At 30.6% G+C, this 15,074-nt stretch carries 18 protein-coding genes; all 18 read left to right on the top strand.

Annotated features, from left to right (window positions below):
* Positions 1 to 3 precede the first annotated feature (3 nt).
* Genes bpSLO_RS01410 through bpSLO_RS01325 form a run of 18 tightly spaced genes read left to right on the top strand, consistent with a single transcriptional unit; the run spans position 4 to position 15,072 of the window.
* Positions 4 to 1,173, top strand: coding sequence for a flagellar hook-length control protein FliK (locus tag bpSLO_RS01410; protein WP_246989743.1), 1,170 nt, complete (start codon positions 4 to 6; stop codon positions 1,171 to 1,173).
* 12 nt (positions 1,174 to 1,185) lie between these two features.
* Complete coding sequence (gene flgD, locus bpSLO_RS01405; RefSeq protein WP_025375317.1) at positions 1,186 to 1,620, top strand: flagellar hook assembly protein FlgD; 435 nt, start codon at positions 1,186 to 1,188, stop codon at positions 1,618 to 1,620.
* A gap of 4 nt (positions 1,621 to 1,624) precedes the next feature.
* Positions 1,625 to 2,953: a flagellar hook protein FlgE gene (gene flgE / locus bpSLO_RS01400; RefSeq protein WP_025375316.1), complete on the top strand. Its 1,329-nt coding sequence runs from the start codon at positions 1,625 to 1,627 to the stop codon at positions 2,951 to 2,953.
* Positions 2,954 to 2,969: 16 nt separating this feature from the next.
* A complete protein-coding gene (locus tag bpSLO_RS01395; RefSeq protein WP_025375315.1) occupies positions 2,970 to 3,191 on the top strand; it encodes a flagellar FlbD family protein in 222 nt (73 codons plus the stop codon).
* On the top strand, positions 3,188 to 3,973 hold the full coding sequence (locus bpSLO_RS01390; RefSeq protein WP_025375314.1) for a motility protein A: 786 nt from the start codon (positions 3,188 to 3,190) through the stop codon (positions 3,971 to 3,973). The genes bpSLO_RS01395 and bpSLO_RS01390 overlap by 4 nt, the downstream gene beginning before the upstream one ends.
* Positions 3,973 to 4,758, top strand: coding sequence for a flagellar motor protein MotB (gene motB / locus bpSLO_RS01385; protein WP_025375313.1), 786 nt, complete (start codon positions 3,973 to 3,975; stop codon positions 4,756 to 4,758). The genes bpSLO_RS01390 and motB overlap by 1 nt, the downstream gene beginning before the upstream one ends.
* A gap of 41 nt (positions 4,759 to 4,799) precedes the next feature.
* On the top strand, positions 4,800 to 5,333 hold the full coding sequence (gene fliL / locus bpSLO_RS01380) for a flagellar basal body-associated protein FliL (protein WP_025407455.1): 534 nt from the start codon (positions 4,800 to 4,802) through the stop codon (positions 5,331 to 5,333).
* A 19-nt stretch (positions 5,334 to 5,352) separates the two neighbouring features.
* The gene (fliM, locus tag bpSLO_RS01375; RefSeq protein WP_025375311.1) at positions 5,353 to 6,411 is read left to right on the top strand and encodes a flagellar motor switch protein FliM; all 1,059 of its coding nucleotides are present in this window, start codon (positions 5,353 to 5,355) and stop codon (positions 6,409 to 6,411) included.
* A 49-nt stretch (positions 6,412 to 6,460) separates the two neighbouring features.
* Positions 6,461 to 6,805 (top strand): flagellar motor switch protein FliN, encoded by a 345-nt coding sequence (gene fliN / locus bpSLO_RS01370; protein ID WP_011772234.1) that lies wholly within the window; start codon positions 6,461 to 6,463, stop codon positions 6,803 to 6,805.
* Entirely contained in the window at positions 6,798 to 7,442 is a 645-nt protein-coding gene (locus bpSLO_RS01365; protein WP_348648857.1) for a flagella biosynthesis regulatory protein FliZ, read from the top strand. Before fliN ends, bpSLO_RS01365 begins: the two co-directional genes overlap by 8 nt.
* Positions 7,443 to 7,451: 9 nt before the next feature.
* The gene (gene fliP / locus bpSLO_RS01360; protein ID WP_025375309.1) at positions 7,452 to 8,216 is read left to right on the top strand and encodes a flagellar type III secretion system pore protein FliP; all 765 of its coding nucleotides are present in this window, start codon (positions 7,452 to 7,454) and stop codon (positions 8,214 to 8,216) included.
* A gap of 9 nt (positions 8,217 to 8,225) precedes the next feature.
* The gene (gene fliQ / locus bpSLO_RS01355; RefSeq protein ID WP_011772231.1) at positions 8,226 to 8,489 is read left to right on the top strand and encodes a flagellar biosynthesis protein FliQ; all 264 of its coding nucleotides are present in this window, start codon (positions 8,226 to 8,228) and stop codon (positions 8,487 to 8,489) included.
* 15 nt (positions 8,490 to 8,504) lie between these two features.
* Positions 8,505 to 9,293, top strand: coding sequence for a flagellar biosynthetic protein FliR (gene fliR, locus bpSLO_RS01350; protein ID WP_025407456.1), 789 nt, complete (start codon positions 8,505 to 8,507; stop codon positions 9,291 to 9,293).
* The gene (flhB, locus tag bpSLO_RS01345; RefSeq protein WP_025407457.1) at positions 9,290 to 10,411 is read left to right on the top strand and encodes a flagellar biosynthesis protein FlhB; all 1,122 of its coding nucleotides are present in this window, start codon (positions 9,290 to 9,292) and stop codon (positions 10,409 to 10,411) included. Before fliR ends, flhB begins: the two co-directional genes overlap by 4 nt.
* Before the next feature lie 8 nt (positions 10,412 to 10,419).
* Complete coding sequence (flhA, locus tag bpSLO_RS01340; protein ID WP_149029317.1) at positions 10,420 to 12,510, top strand: flagellar biosynthesis protein FlhA; 2,091 nt, start codon at positions 10,420 to 10,422, stop codon at positions 12,508 to 12,510.
* A gap of 4 nt (positions 12,511 to 12,514) precedes the next feature.
* Positions 12,515 to 13,681 carry a flagellar biosynthesis protein FlhF gene (gene flhF, locus bpSLO_RS01335; RefSeq protein WP_025407458.1) on the top strand — a complete coding sequence of 389 codons (1,167 nt, stop codon included), beginning with the start codon at positions 12,515 to 12,517 and terminating at the stop codon, positions 13,679 to 13,681.
* A gap of 12 nt (positions 13,682 to 13,693) precedes the next feature.
* Positions 13,694 to 14,581: a MinD/ParA family protein gene (locus bpSLO_RS01330; protein ID WP_025407459.1), complete on the top strand. Its 888-nt coding sequence runs from the start codon at positions 13,694 to 13,696 to the stop codon at positions 14,579 to 14,581.
* 5 nt (positions 14,582 to 14,586) lie between these two features.
* The gene (locus tag bpSLO_RS01325; protein WP_025407460.1) at positions 14,587 to 15,072 is read left to right on the top strand and encodes a hypothetical protein; all 486 of its coding nucleotides are present in this window, start codon (positions 14,587 to 14,589) and stop codon (positions 15,070 to 15,072) included.
* Positions 15,073 to 15,074: the final 2 nt, after the last annotated feature.

Here is a 15,074-nt window from a genome sequence, read left to right as displayed (position 1 = left end):
TGTATGAATAATTTAAGTAAGGTTATTGTTAGTTTACCAATTCTAAACAAGGATTTTAATTGTGTGAATGTAGGTGGTATTTTTACTCAATCTAAAAAGGGTATTTTTTCAGATCTTATTTCTTCAGAGATGCAAAATCTGTCTAAGTTTAGGGATTCAATACTAGAATTTGTAAAATTTTTAAAAAGTAATGGTCTTATAAGTAAGAATTTTAAAAATATCTCTTTAAAGGAGCCCTTTGCCTTTGAAAAATTTAGTGATAAAGGGTTCGTGTCTGATTTAAAATCTTTAATAAAAAAAGTAAATAATTTATTTGATTTTGAAAGTATGAAAGTTTTAAGTGAAAGTTTGTCTTTTGATTCTGGGCTTAGTGACAAAATAGAAATATTAAAAAATTTTGAAAAAGTTTTATCTGATCTTAACATTTTGTTTGGCAATGTAAATTCTCTTTTTAATTTTGATGTTTTAGGTGTTAATTTTAATTCTAATCATAGAGATTTGAATGTTGTAAAGAGAGATAGGGAGAAAAATGTTATTGATATTGATGTTAAAAATTTTAAGAAAAATGATAGTGTTAAGGAATTTTTTAATTCAGGTGCTAGGTTTAGGTTAATTGATGGTGAAAATTATGTTCGCAAATATGGTCTTAAAGAAACGTTTGATGGATTGACAGAATCTATAGGTGACCTTTCTAGTTTTAATACAAAACCTGTTAAAGGAGCTTTTATTGGTCACATTGCTGATAATTTAATGTCAGAATGGAATTTAAAAATAAATCATAATATTGTGAACAAGGCCAAAATTGTGTTAAAATCGAATGATACAGGAGAAATTAGGCTGATTTTAAAGCCCAAAAGACTTGGTAGTATAAGAATTAATTTAAATCTTGATTCTAATAATAATTTATTAGGTAAGATTATAGTTGACAATCATAATGTGAGGACTCTTTTTGAACAAAATATGTATTCAATCAGTAAAATGTTAAATGATAATGGTTTTAATACTAGTTTAAATCTTTCTCTTGCAGGTAGTGGTTCTGGGTTTTTTTCTGGTAATTTTGAAGATGATGTTGAGAGCCAATCATCTTCTTTAAATAAGAATAATATCTTTAAAATTGAGGATAATGTTGAGATTTCTGGTGATTTAGAAAAAAATATTAATTTTTTTGTTTAAAATGGAGGATAGATGGGTACAATTGATTATATTGACAATTTAGTCGGTATAGGCCGAGCTAAGGAAATATCTAATTCTAAGATACAAAGAGGTGTGAAGGGTAATAATCTTGGTCGGGATGATTTTTTGAAACTACTTATTACTCAACTTAAGTATCAAGATCCTACAGATCCAATGAAAGATAAAGAGTTTATTGCTCAAATGGCACAATTCTCAGCGCTTGAACAAATGACAAATATGAGTAAATCTTTTGAGAGTCTCTCATCTGTCCTTGGTGTAAATAAGGATTTGGATTTATTGGGCAAAATAGTTGAATTTGAACATGTTGATGGAGATATTATTAAGGGTAAAGTTACAAATATTAAAACAGGAATAGTTCCACAAATTATGATTGATGGCAAGTATTATGTTTATAATAATATTTTGTCAGTAGGATTGGAGGAGTAGTTATATGATGAGGTCTTTATATTCTGGTGTTTCTGGTCTTCAGAATCATCAAACAAGAATGGATGTTGTTGGTAATAACATTGCCAATGTTAATACTATTGGTTTTAAGAAAGGAAGAGTTAATTTCCAAGATATGATATCTCAGAGTATTTCTGGAGCGTCTCGTCCTACTGATGGGCGCGGAGGTGTTAATCCAAAACAAGTTGGTCTTGGAATGAGTGTTGCTACTATTGATACTATTCATACTCAAGGATCCTTTCAAAGCACCCAAAAAGCTTCTGATCTTGGAATTAGTGGTAATGGTTTTTTTATTTTAAGAGATGGTAATAATTCTTTTTATACAAGAGCTGGTGCATTTGATGTTGATTCTAATAGGCGTCTTGTAAATCCTGCAAATGGTATGAGAATTCAAGGTTGGATGGCAAAGTCTATTGGGGGAGAACAGGTTATTAATACATCTGCTGATGTTGAAGATTTAGTTATTCCTATTGGGGATAAAGAAGGTGCTAAGGCTACTGAACACATTACTTTTGCTTGTAATCTTGATAAAAGGTTACCTATAATTGAGGAAGGTGCAAGTGAAGTGGATGTTGCTCGTGGTACTTGGGTTGTTAATAAGACTATTTATGATAGTTTTGGAAATACTAGTGTTGTTGAACTTAGAGTTGTAAAAGATACAACTACTCCTAATTTATGGAACGCTACAGTTTTAGTAAATGGGGAGACAAATTCCAGTTTTACAATAGGGTTTAATAATGAAGGAGCATTGCTTTCTTTAAATGGTCAGGCAGGTCAGCCTGGTGATTTACTTGAGTTTCCTATAACTTTTGGTGTTGTGAATGCTAATGCCGGAGAAGTTGGTGAGCAGCAAACTATTAATCTTAGACTTGGTAATGTTGGTAGTTATACTGATTCAATTACTCAATTTGCTGATGCAAGTACTACAAAGGCTATTATTCAAGATGGATATGGTATGGGATATATGGAAAACTATGAAATAGATCAAAATGGCATAATAATGGGAGTTTATTCAAATGGTATTAGACGAGATATTGGCAAAATTGCGCTTGCTTCATTTGTTAATCCTGGGGGACTTGCAAAGGTAGGTGATACTAATTTTACTGAGACAAGTAATTCAGGTCAGGTTAGGATAGGTGAAACTGGTTTGGCAGGCCTTGGTAGTATTAGAGCAGGAGTTTTAGAAATGGCTAATGTTGATCTTGCTGAACAATTTACAGATATGATAGTTACTCAAAGAGGTTTTCAGGCTAATGCTAAAACTATAACCACTTCGGATCAGTTATTACAAGAGCTTGTAAGACTTAAGAATTAATTTTTTGTTTTAGTTTATGATTTATGTAACTAAACTTAATGGCGATGGGTATTATTTAAATCCTTGTCATATTGAGAGTATTGAGGCTAATCCTGATACTACGATTCTTCTTATGAATGGTAAAAAATTGATTGTAAAAGAAGATGTAGTAGAGGTTGTGGATAAAATCAAGATGTATAGGAGAGAGATTGCTTTGTTAGACAGAATTAAACAAGAGAATAAGGGAGTTGAGCTATGAATTTAGCTAGTATAGTTGGCTGGGGCGTTGGATTTGGTGCTATTTTAATTTCTATGGCATTTACTCCTACAGGATTAGGGGTTTTTTGGGATTTGAGTTCTGTGTTTATTACGGTTGTTGGTTCTTTTTCTGCACTTGTGGCTTCCTCAGAAATTCCCACTGTAAAGAAAATTCCTACATATCTAGGATTTTTCTTTAAAAAGAGTTCTTTTGGTAAAGTTCCCATTATAAAGACTTTAGTTGAACTCTCAGAAAAAGCCAGAAAAGAAGGGCTTTTATCTCTTGATGATGAACTGGATCAAATCAATGATCCTTTTTTTAAGTCTGGAATGAGACTTGTCGTTGATGGTGCTGATCCTGAGATAATTAGAACTATGCTTTATCTTGAACTTGATCAAATGCAAGAGAGACATAAGATTGGTGCTGATCTTTTTGGAACTTGGGCGAAGCTTGCTCCTGCTTTTGGAATGACAGGTACGCTTATTGGGCTTATAGCTCTTCTTGGAAATCTAGAAGACAGATCAGCTCTTGGTTCTTCTATGGCTGTTGCTCTTATTACAACTCTTTATGGTACAATAATGGCAAATTTAATGTTGCTTCCTATTCAAATTAAATTAGAGTTTATAGATATTGAGGAAGCATCAATTAAGACGATGATTGTTGAGGGTATTTTATCAATTCAGGCAGGGGATAACCCTAGAATTTTAGAACAAAAGTTGGTGACGTTTTTAACTCCTAAAGATAGGAGTCAGCTTGGAAGCGGTATTCTTGGGGGTGAGTGATGTCATTGAGAGATAGAAAGAAGCGTTCAAAGTGTGAAGAAGGTGCTCCTGAGTATATGTTAACGTATGGAGACATGGTTACCTTGTTACTTGTTTTTTTTGTTACTATGTTTTCATTAAATGATATTATTCTCAAAGAAAATGTATTAAAAATAATGTCAGCTTCGTTTACAGGGTCTGGATTTTTTAAGGGTGGAAAGACCTTAGATATTAATAAGCTTTCTTATTTGAGTAATAGTTTTATGTCTTTACCCTCTACTGAGAAGAATAAGCAAGCTTCTCAGGCGTCTAAAAATAAGTCTATTATTGAATTTATTGAAAAGATTAAGTCTAATAGGGTTATTGTGCGACATTATGAACGTGGTGTTGTTGTATCTCTTTTGGCCGATGCTTTTTTTGATTCAGCTAGTGCTGAGGTTAAGCTTGATGATAATAGGGAAACTATACAAAAGATAGCTTCTTTTATTGGGTTTTTGGATAATCAAGGGTATAATTTTAAAATTGAAGGACATACAGACAATGTTGATGTTAATATAAATGGAATTTGGAAAAGCAATTGGGAGCTTTCATCGGCAAGAGCAGTAAATATGTTAGAGCAGATTTTGAATTACACCGATCAGTCTAAGATCCAAAGCATTGAGAGTAAATTTGAAGTGTCTGGATTTGCGGGAAGTAGACCGGTTGCCACAGATGATACTCCTGAAGGTAGAGCTTATAATAGAAGAATAGATATTTTGATTACTAGTGATGCTTCTTTGAGTTCTACTAAAGGTATTAATCAATAATAATGTTTTAGTAATGAAAGAAGAAATTTATAGGAGGTAATATGCCTGAGAGAGATGATGGTAGTATTGACGTAGGTGGTGCGGATAATAAAAGAATGGGACTGCTACCTGATGTTATAATAAAAATTTTGCAAATATTAGCAATAGGACTATTTACTGTTGTTATTATGATAATAGTTGCTTATTTTGTTTCTAAGATGGTAGTAAGTCAAAGTGGGGCCCCTAATAATTTTCCAATTTTTTCTAATGAATATTTGGGAAAACCCCCTATGCTTATATGGTATGAAAGCATAGATGAAATTAGGGGAACTACTCAAGATACTCCTCCAAAGACTTTTGTCATAAAACTTGCGTTAGGTTATGCTGAGAATAATGTAAATATTTTAAGTGAGCTTGGAAGACAGAAAGTGCGGTTAAAAGATATTATTAGAGAATATTTTAGTCAAAGAACAGGACAAGAGATAAAGAACGAAAGTCAGATTAAGGCGGAAATTAAGGCTAGAATTAATAGTATTCTTCGAAATGGTGAAATAAAAGAAATAGCATTAACACAAATTGATATTTTTGATATGTGATTTTTTAAAGGAATTTTGAATGGCAGGTAATCCGGGAGCATTATCACAAGACGATATAGACAGTCTTTTAGAATCTATTAATTCATCTGATAATTTATCATCAGATGATTCACTTTCTAATATCATATCTAGTCCTATGGGCAAAAAACAGAAAATTAAAGTTTATGATTTTAAAAGACCAGACAAATTCTCAAAAGAACAAGTAAGGACAGTATCAAGTTTTCATGAAGCATTTGCAAGGTATACTACAACTTCACTTTCAGCACTTTTGAGGAAGATGGTTCATGTCCATGTAGCTTCAGTTGATCAGTTGACTTATGAAGAGTTTATTAGATCTATTCCAAATCCTACTACTTTAGCAATAATTAACATGGATCCTCTTAAGGGTTCTGCTATATTTGAAGTTGATCCAACCATTGCGTTTGCAATAGTTGATAGACTTTTTGGAGGAGATGGAGATACTATTAAGGATAAGAGTAGAGATTTAACAGAAATAGAACAGTCTGTCATGGAAAGTGTTATTATTCGTATACTTGCTAACATGAGAGAAGCTTGGTCGCAGGTAGTCGATCTTAGGCCTCGTTTTGGGCATATAGAGGTTAATCCTCAATTTGCGCAAATAGTTCCTCCAACAGAAATGGTTATTTTAGTAACTCTTGAAGTTAAGATAGGTAAAGTTGAAGGGCTTATGAATTTTTGTTTGCCTTATATTACAATAGAGCCTATTGTATCTAAGCTTTCAACAAGATATTGGCATTCTTTAATTGGTGTGGGCACTACTAGTGAAAATCTTGACATTCTTAGAGAAAAACTTGAGAATACAGATATGCTTTTAGTGGCTGAAATTGGAGAGGTTAAATTAAAGGTAAGAGAAATATTATCCTTAGCAAAAGGTGATGTGCTTAATCTTGAAAATTCTCCAATAGATAAGGATTTGATCTTAAAGGTAGGGACTAAACAGAAATTTAATTGTAGAATGGGTCTTGTTGGAAATAAGATTTCAGTTCAGGTTACAGAAAAAGTTGGTGAAGTAGAGGATTTTGATTTGTTAAAGGAGCTCACGGAAGAGGTTGAATAGGTTGTTAAAAGTTTAAATGTGTTAATAAGTTTAATGAAGAGGTGAATTAATGGCTATAGATGATAAGAGTGATATTGGTGAAGAGAAACCTGAGATAAAGGGTGTTAAACTTCCTGATTTAATTGATACCTTGCCTGAAGGTGTTGATCCTAGTAATTTTGGTCTTTTGATGGATGTTTCTATGCAAGTCACTGTTGAACTTGGTAGAACTGAGCGTAAAATAAAAGATATACTTGGCATGTCTGAGGGGACGATTATTACACTTGATAAACTTGCTGGTGAGCCTGTAGATATTTTGGTAAATGGCAAAGTGATAGCTAAAGGAGAGGTTGTTGTAATTGATGAGAATTTTGGTGTTAGAATTACCGAAATAATTAAAATTAAAAATGAGTAGATTAACTTTATTTAAGTTTGTGTTTTTAATTTTTTTTATATTTTTTTTAAAAAATTTGTTTGCACAGGAGAATGGAGTTGATTTAGATATTTCTTCTTCTAGCTTAGAGAGTGAGGTTAATTTACCGATATTTGAGGGTGATAAGGCTAATTTGAATAATAAAGATATACAAAATATATCTCTTTTCAATATTTCAGATTTGGTGATTATATTTTTGTTTTTTCTTTTTTTTCTTATTTGTATCTTTTTGTTCAAGAAAATAATTCTAAATTATAAGAAAGTTAAAAATGGTTATAAATCAGATTTTATAAGAGAGCTTGCTTTTTATGAAATAGACAATAAAAATTCTGTAAGGGTTATCAATATACTAGGTAATGTTTATGTATTTTTAGTATCAAGTAATTCTTCTATTTTGCTAAGAGAGATCAAACAGGGTGAAGAACTCGATAATTTAAAATTTGAGCTTGATAAAGCTAAAAGTCTTAGTGATGTAACTTCATTTAAGTCAATTTTTAATAAAATATTACGTAAGAACAAAAAAGGTGAATTATTGTTTGATGAGACTGAGTATGCGGCATTGGAGAATGATATTGAGACTTCTTTAAAAAGTAAACAAGATAGGCTGAAAAAGTTTTAGAGGTTGAATTTGAGTAAAAAATTAAGTTTTTTCTTATTTCTTGGAGTTATAAATTTTGCATTTGCTCAAACTAAATCTTTGCAAACTACTACTGGTTTAAATTTTCCGTTTGTTGATCTTGCAAATTCTGTTGGCGGTGGAATAATTTTTCCTTTGCAACTGTTATTGATATTAACTATAATAACTCTTTCTCCAGCTTTCTTAGTTTTGATGACTTCTTTTTTAAGGATAGCAATAGTATTAGATTTTATTAGAAGGGCATTATCACTTCAACAATCACCACCTAATCAGGTAATAATGGGATTGGCTTTATTTTTAACTCTTTTTACTATGTGGCCAACTTTTAACATAATATATAAAGAAGCATATTTGCCTCTTCAGGATTCAAAAATAGGTTTTAATGAATTTTATGATAGGGGAATTGCTCCTCTGAGAAATTTTATGTATAAGCAAATGTCTAATAGTAAGCATGAAGAGATTAGATTGTTTATGAGTATTAGTAATTACCCCAGGCCTAAGAATTTTAGTGAAGTTCCTACTCATGTTCTTATTGCATCTTTTGTTTTACACGAGCTGAAAGTTGCTTTTAAAATGGGCATTTTAATATTTTTGCCATTCATAGTGATAGACATTATTGTAGCTGCTGTTTTAATGGCAATGGGAATGATAATGTTGCCGCCTGTAATGATATCTTTACCATTTAAACTTATGCTTTTTGTAATGGTAGATGGTTGGACTTTGATTACTAGTGGGCTTGTAAAAAGCTTTATGTGAAGGATTTAAATGACAACAGGACAAATTATTTATTTAATTAGAATTTCCATTGAGAATATTATTATTCTCTCAGCGCCAATGTTGATTACAGCTCTTATAGTTGGTCTTCTAATTTCAATTTTTCAAGCGGTTACATCTATTCAAGATCAAACACTTAGTTTTATTCCCAAGATTATTATAATACTTTTAACTCTTGTTATATTTGGTCCTTGGATTTTAAAAAAGCTTATGCTTTTTGCTTTTATGGTTTTTAGTCAAATACAAAATATATAATGTATGGATTAAAATATGAATATGAATTTTTTAGTTTTAAAATCTTTTGTGATCTTGCCTGTGTTTGTTAGAATTTTTCTTTTTCTAAGGTTTTCACCTTTTTTTGCAACTATAAGAATGAGTTATTTAAATTTTTTCTTTGCTTTAATTTTGTCTGTTATTGTTGTAGATAAGATAAATATTGTTTACCCTTTAGATAATTTGATTGCGTTTACATTGATATTGGCAGGAGAAGCCATTTTAGGTCTTATTCAGGCTTTTTTTGTAAGCATAATTTTTAATGTTTTTCATTTGCTTGGATTTTTTTTCTCAAATCAGATGGGTCTTGCTTATGCAAATATTTTCGATGTTTTTGCAGAAGAGGATAATTTGGTAATATCTCAAATATTTACTTGTCTTTTTTTACTTTTATTTTTATCAAATAATGTTTTATTGCGTTTCTTTATGATTGGAGTACATGATTCTGTTTTAAATGTTAGAGTTGAAAATATGGTTAATATAAAAAATTATGAATTTATTAAGTTGATATTTTATTCTTTTGCTATTCTTTTTGAAAAAGCTTTGATAATTTCTCTTCCAATATTGGGAGTTCTTTTACTTTTATATTTAATTTTAGGCATACTTTCAAAGACCGCTCCCCAGATTAATTTGTTAATGATTAGTTTTGCAGTTTCGTTGGGATTGGGATTAATTATTTTATATATTGGTTTTCCAAGTTTGGTGATGTCTGTTAAGAGAGTAATTGAACTTGCTTTAGAATCTATGAGGAATGCTTTAAATCTATTTTCTGAGACCTTAAAATGAATATTAGAAATGAATTTTTAAGTAAAAATTGGTATATACCTCTTAATTTTTTTGCCTCAGAGGATGAAGGTAGAACAGAACTTCCTACTGAACAAAAAAAACAAAAAGCAAGAGAAGAGGGACAAGTATTAAAATCAACCGAAATTAATATGGCAGTTACTCTTTTCATATTATTTGCTGTATTTTTCTTTATGTTATCTTATTTTGCTTACGAATTAATGGATGTTTTTAGATGGCAAGCTGGTAAGCTTCCGGAGATAATGTCGATTAGTATTTATTCATTGGGGTTTGCATATATTAGATCGATGCTTGGATATGTGATTGTATTTCTTTTGATATCGTTTATAGTTGTTTTTTTAATTAACGTTGTGCAAGTTGGTTTTTTGATAACCTTTAAACCTGTAGTTCCCAACTGGGATAGAGTAAATCCAAATTTTTCAAAGTGGATTAAAAATTCTTTTGGTTCATTTGATGCTTTTTTTAATTTGTTTAAAAGTTTATCAAAAATTGCTATAATATCTTTTATATATTATATAATGCTAAGAAGCAATATAGGTAAAATCTCAAGAATGTTTGAATATAGTCTTGAAGATGGTATTTCTGTTATATTAAGTCTTGCTTACAGAATATGTTTTTTTTCAGTAATAGTATTGATGGGTATTAGTATATTGGATTATTTTTTTCAAAGAACTCGTTATATTGAAAATTTGAAAATGACAAAAGAAGAGGTAAAGCAAGAGAGAAAAGAAATGGAAGGAGATCCTCTGCTTCGTTCTAGAATGCGGGAGCGAATGAGAGAAATTTTGAATGCTAATTTAAAAGTAACAGTTCCTCAAGCGGATGTAGTAATTACAAATCCGGAACATTTTGCTGTTGCTATTAAGTGGGATAGTAATACTATGTTAGCACCAAGGGTCCTTGCAAAGGGTCAAGATGAAATTGCATTTGTAATTAAACAAATTGCCAGGGAAAATAATATTCCTGTGATGGAAAATAAGCCCCTTGCAAGGGATCTTTATGCTAATGTTGATGTTAATGAAGAAATTCCAAGAGAATATTGGGAAATTGTTTCTAAAATTCTTGTGAAAGTGTATTCTATTGCTAAGAAATTTAATTAGAGGTTAAGTTGTTGGATGCAAGAAAAAATTCTGTATTAGTATATTTTGGACTTAATAATAAAGCGGACTTGGTAGTTTCAGTTGGCTTAATACTTGTTGTTGCTAGTTTTATTTTGCCTCTTCCTGCATTTATTTTAGATGCTTTGATTGCTGTTAATTTGGTAATAAGTCTTTTAGTTATGCTTATTGTTCTTTATTCTAAACGTTCACTTGATTTTTCAGTTTTTCCAACACTTTTACTTGTAATGACCATTTTTGGTCTTGTTTTAAATATTTCTTCTACTAGATTAATTTTGGTAAAAGGAATAAGTTTTGATGGTCAAATGATAAGGGCCTTTGGAACATTTGTTGTTGGAAGTTCTGGAACACAAGGTCTCTTTATTGGTTTTATAATATTTCTTATTATAATTGCAGTTCAATTTATTGTTATCACTAAGGGTGCTACAAGAGTTGCTGAAGTAGCCGCTCGTTTTGCTCTTGATGCTCTTCCTGGAAAACAGATGGCTATTGATTCTGCCTATAGTTCTGGAAATTTAACAGAAGAGGAAGCTACAAGGCAGAAAAATGATTTGCAAGCTGAAGTAAATTTTTATGGTGCTATGGATGGTGCTTCTAAATTTGTATCAGGCAATGTGAAGGTTGGATTTTTAATAACGCTTATAAATATTCTTGGAGGACTTATAATAGGGGTTACTCTTCAAGGACTTAGTTTTAGCGATGCGATCAATAATTATGTGTCTTTGACTGTTGGGGATGGACTTGTTTCTCAGCTTCCAGCGTTGTTAATTTCAACAGCAACAGGGCTTATTGTTACTAGATCGATATCAAAAAATAGTTTTGGAGTAGAGATTGTTGAACAATTTACTTCCTATTCAGGAATTTATTGGATTGTATCTGGTTTTTTATTATTTTTGGCATTTCTTCCAGGATTTCCTACATTAATACTCATTCTTTTAGGTGTGTTGATAGCCTTTTTAGCTTATTCACTATCTAACTTAGATAGGAATAGAGAACTTTATGAAAGACAAAAAGCCGAAGAGCAAATATTAAGTTATGCTGATAAGGAAATTGCTCCTGTAGTGCCACTAGATCCATTGGCTTTAGAGATTGGGTATAATCTTGTTCCAATAGTTGATGATTCAAAGACCTCAGAACTTCTTGATCGTATTGTAAAAATACGTCGTGAAATTGCTCTTGAATTGGGAATAGTTGTGCCTAAGATTAGAATAGTGGATAATATGCGACTTGAACCAAATGAGTATTCATTTAAGCTTAGAGGAGTAGAGATTGGACATGGGGAAATTAAGTTGGGTAAATTTTTGGTTATAAATGTGGGATCTGATTCTGGTATTGAAGGGGATCTTACAAAAGATCCTTCATTTGGACTTCCATCTCTTTGGGTAAATGATAATGGGAGAGAAATTGCTGAAAAATTGGGTTATACTGTAGTTGATCCTCCTTCAATTATTGCTACTCATATGACTGAACTTATTAAGAGGCATGCTTGTGAGATTTTGACACGTCAAGATGTTCAAAATATTCTTGATATTTTTAAAAAAGATTATGGAGCTATTGTTGAAGAAGTTTTAAAGGATTTTTCAGTGGGAGAGATTCAAAGAGTGTTACAAGGTCTTTTAAAAGAACAAGTCTCAATACGTAATTTAGTTACGATTTTTGAAACAATAGCAGACTTTACGAGTATTACTAAAGATACATTTTTTTTAATTGAAAAATGTAGGCAAGCAATTGGAAGGCAGATAGTTAGTGGATATTTAAATTCTAATTTAGAACTTAATGTGATAACAATAAATCCAGAATTTGAGCAAAAAATAATTGATTCACGATTTGAGACCAATAACGATCTTATAAGTTCTCTTGATCCAAATTTAAAAACTAAATTTATTTATGAACTTTTTAGACTTGTAAATGAGGTTCAATCACAAGGATATTATCCTGTTATACTATCGAGTGAATCTGCACGACCTGTAATAAGGGTCTTAACCAGTAGAGAACTTCCAGATATTGTTGTTATATCTGTTTTAGAGGTTCCTAAAAATGTTAAAGTTAATGTGCTTAAAACAGTAGAGGTTGAAGAGTAGTATTATGGTTCAGTATTTTACAGAAAGAGGTCCAACCTATAATGAGGTCATAGAAACTGTTAAGAAGAAATATGGAAAGAATGCTAGAGTTATGACTTATAAGACAATAGCTCATGGAGGAATATTTGGCTTATTTAGTAGAGATTGGATTGAAGTTTCAGGTTATGTTAGATATGACATTGGACAACAGCAAATAAATGTCGAAGAGGAGAAGCGTAAAATTCTTCAAAGCATTAAAAAAGAAGAGAGTTCTTCAATTGAGGATGTAATTAAGGAAGTTAAATCTCTTAAAAATGAACTTGCACATAAAAAGGAAGAAATTAATCATCCAACAATTTTAAAAATAGAAGATATTTTACGTAGTAATGATTTTTCTGAAAGTTACATTAGAGATATTAATAATTTTATTAAGAGAGATTTTAGTTTATCAGATCTTGATGATTATGATAAAGTTAAAGATAGTGTTATAATATACATTGCTAAAACTATTAAATGTTCAGGTTCTATTATTGATAATCTTAAAAAAAGAATTTTTATTTTAGTTGGACCAACGGGTGTTGGGAAGACCACTACTATTGCAAAACTTGCAGCAATCTATGGAATTAATAGTGATGATAAGAGTTTGAATATTAAGATTATTACCATTGATAATTATCGTATAGGAGCTAAAAAACAAATTCAAACATATGGTGATATTATGGGGATTCCTGTTAAGGCGATTGAATCTTTTAAAGATTTAAAAGAAGAAATTACACAGTCAAAGGATTTTGATCTTGTTCTTATTGATACAATTGGTAAGAGTCCTAAAGATTTTATGAAACTTGCTGAGATGAAGGAACTTCTTAATGCTTGTGGTCGTGATGCTGAATTTCATTTAGCTGTGAGCTCTACTACAAAGACGGCAGATATTAAAGAAATATTTCATCAATTTTCTCCCTTTAGCTACAAGACCGTGATTTTTACGAAGTTAGATGAGACAACATGTGTTGGTAATTTAATAAGTTTAATTCATGAAATGAGAAAGGAAGTTTCTTATGTTACTGATGGGCAAATTGTTCCTCATAATATTAGTATTGCAGAACCGCTTACCTTTATCAAAAAAATAAATGGATATAGAATAAGTGATGATATTGAATTTATTCGAAAGATAAAAGGTAAATCTTATTATTAAGGATAATATATGATAGAAGATCAGGCTCAAAGTTTACGTGATATTATGAGATTGAATAATAGGGCTAGTTTTGTTATTGATGATAAAATTCAAAATAATAGAACAAGATTTATTTCCGTTACTAGTGGTAAAGGTGGTGTTGGCAAAAGTAATATTGCTATAGGTCTTGCTCTTAAGTATGCAAATCTTGGTAAAAAAGTTTTAGTTTTTGATGCAGATATTGGTATGGCTAACATTAATATTTTGCTTGGAGTCATTCCAAAGTACAGTATTTATCACATGATTATGCAAGGGCGAGGTATTAAGGACGTAATAACAAAGACAGAATATAATATTGATCTTTTAGCTGGTGCTTCTGGGACAACAGAACTTTTAGATTTATCAGAGACCGAGATGAATCAGTTTATAAAGGAGTTATTAAAAGTTTATGAATATGATATAGTAATAATAGATACCAGTGCTGGAATTTCAAGACAGGTTATTTCGTTTTTGTTTTCTAGTGATGATGTAGTTATTGTTACAACACCAGAACCTACTTCTATAACGGATGCTTATGGTATAATCAAGGTTTTATCTCATAAAATGGAAAATTTAAAAAATTTAAGACTGGTTGTCAATAGAGTGGCTAATGTAAGTGAGGGAAAAGTAGTGGCTAAAAAAGTTATTGATATATCAAGTCAGTTTTTGAATTTAAATATTGATTATTTAGGATATGTTTATGAAGATCAAAATATTAGAAATTCTGTTTTTAAACAAAGACCTTTTATTTTATTAAATCCCAATAGTAAGGCTAGTTATTGTCTTGATTCTATTGTGGCTGCTCTTGAAGAAATTACTCTTGATAATAAAAAGAGAAGAGGTGTTATAGGTTTTATATCTAAATTTTTTGGGATGGAATAGGTAATATGTTATTTACTAAGAGACGCAAGTATGTTTTATTATTTAGTGCGTTTGCATTTATTCTTGCGGTGATTCTTGGCATTTTTGCTCGTGTGCCTTTTATTACAGTATTGTTTAGAGCGGTTTTTCAGTTTATAATTTTTTTCTGTATTGGGCTTTTACTTGAATTTATATACAAGAAATATTTGTATGATCTTTTTAAAGATGATAGTTTGAGTGATGATACAAGGAAGAAGGATATTGATGAGAATAGTAACTGTAAGCCTGAAACAGATGATAAGAACTCTTTTTCTAAAAATATTCCTCTTGATAGGAATAAAAGTGGTGATAATGACAATTATAGTTTTTTAGAAAAATTGAGTAGATATGATACAATTGTTAAAGAGAGTAAATTAAATAGTAAGTTATTAGATCAAATTTCACATGTTGAGAATACTGATCCAAAAATTGTTGCTGAGACTATTAAGACTTTGATTAATAAAAAGGAATAATT

Source organism: Borrelia parkeri (genome assembly GCF_023035815.1).
Lineage (GTDB): Bacteria > Spirochaetota > Spirochaetia > Borreliales > Borreliaceae > Borrelia > Borrelia parkeri.
The sequence above is the reverse complement of the archived record's forward strand: the minus strand, read 5'-3'. Positions and strand labels throughout refer to the sequence as shown.

What these genes read in the sequence shown, in the direction of transcription:
- fliM (WP_025375311.1), top strand. Translation starts at nt 5,353, where the DNA reads ATGGCAGGTAATCCGGGAGCATTATCACAAGACGATATAGACAGTCTT.
- flgE (WP_025375316.1), top strand. Translation starts at nt 1,625, where the DNA reads ATGATGAGGTCTTTATATTCTGGTGTTTCTGGTCTTCAGAATCATCAA.
- bpSLO_RS01410 (WP_246989743.1), top strand. Translation starts at nt 4, where the DNA reads ATGAATAATTTAAGTAAGGTTATTGTTAGTTTACCAATTCTAAACAAG.
- flgD (WP_025375317.1), top strand. Translation starts at nt 1,186, where the DNA reads ATGGGTACAATTGATTATATTGACAATTTAGTCGGTATAGGCCGAGCT.
- bpSLO_RS01325 (WP_025407460.1), top strand. Translation starts at nt 14,587, where the DNA reads ATGTTATTTACTAAGAGACGCAAGTATGTTTTATTATTTAGTGCGTTT.
- flhB (WP_025407457.1), top strand. Translation starts at nt 9,290, where the DNA reads ATGAATATTAGAAATGAATTTTTAAGTAAAAATTGGTATATACCTCTT.
- fliN (WP_011772234.1), top strand. Translation starts at nt 6,461, where the DNA reads ATGGCTATAGATGATAAGAGTGATATTGGTGAAGAGAAACCTGAGATA.
- motB (WP_025375313.1), top strand. Translation starts at nt 3,973, where the DNA reads ATGTCATTGAGAGATAGAAAGAAGCGTTCAAAGTGTGAAGAAGGTGCT.
- fliR (WP_025407456.1), top strand. Translation starts at nt 8,505, where the DNA reads ATGAATATGAATTTTTTAGTTTTAAAATCTTTTGTGATCTTGCCTGTG.
- fliL (WP_025407455.1), top strand. Translation starts at nt 4,800, where the DNA reads ATGCCTGAGAGAGATGATGGTAGTATTGACGTAGGTGGTGCGGATAAT.
- bpSLO_RS01395 (WP_025375315.1), top strand. Translation starts at nt 2,970, where the DNA reads ATGATTTATGTAACTAAACTTAATGGCGATGGGTATTATTTAAATCCT.
- flhF (WP_025407458.1), top strand. Translation starts at nt 12,515, where the DNA reads ATGGTTCAGTATTTTACAGAAAGAGGTCCAACCTATAATGAGGTCATA.
- fliQ (WP_011772231.1), top strand. Translation starts at nt 8,226, where the DNA reads ATGACAACAGGACAAATTATTTATTTAATTAGAATTTCCATTGAGAAT.
- bpSLO_RS01365 (WP_348648857.1), top strand. Translation starts at nt 6,798, where the DNA reads ATGAGTAGATTAACTTTATTTAAGTTTGTGTTTTTAATTTTTTTTATA.
- bpSLO_RS01390 (WP_025375314.1), top strand. Translation starts at nt 3,188, where the DNA reads ATGAATTTAGCTAGTATAGTTGGCTGGGGCGTTGGATTTGGTGCTATT.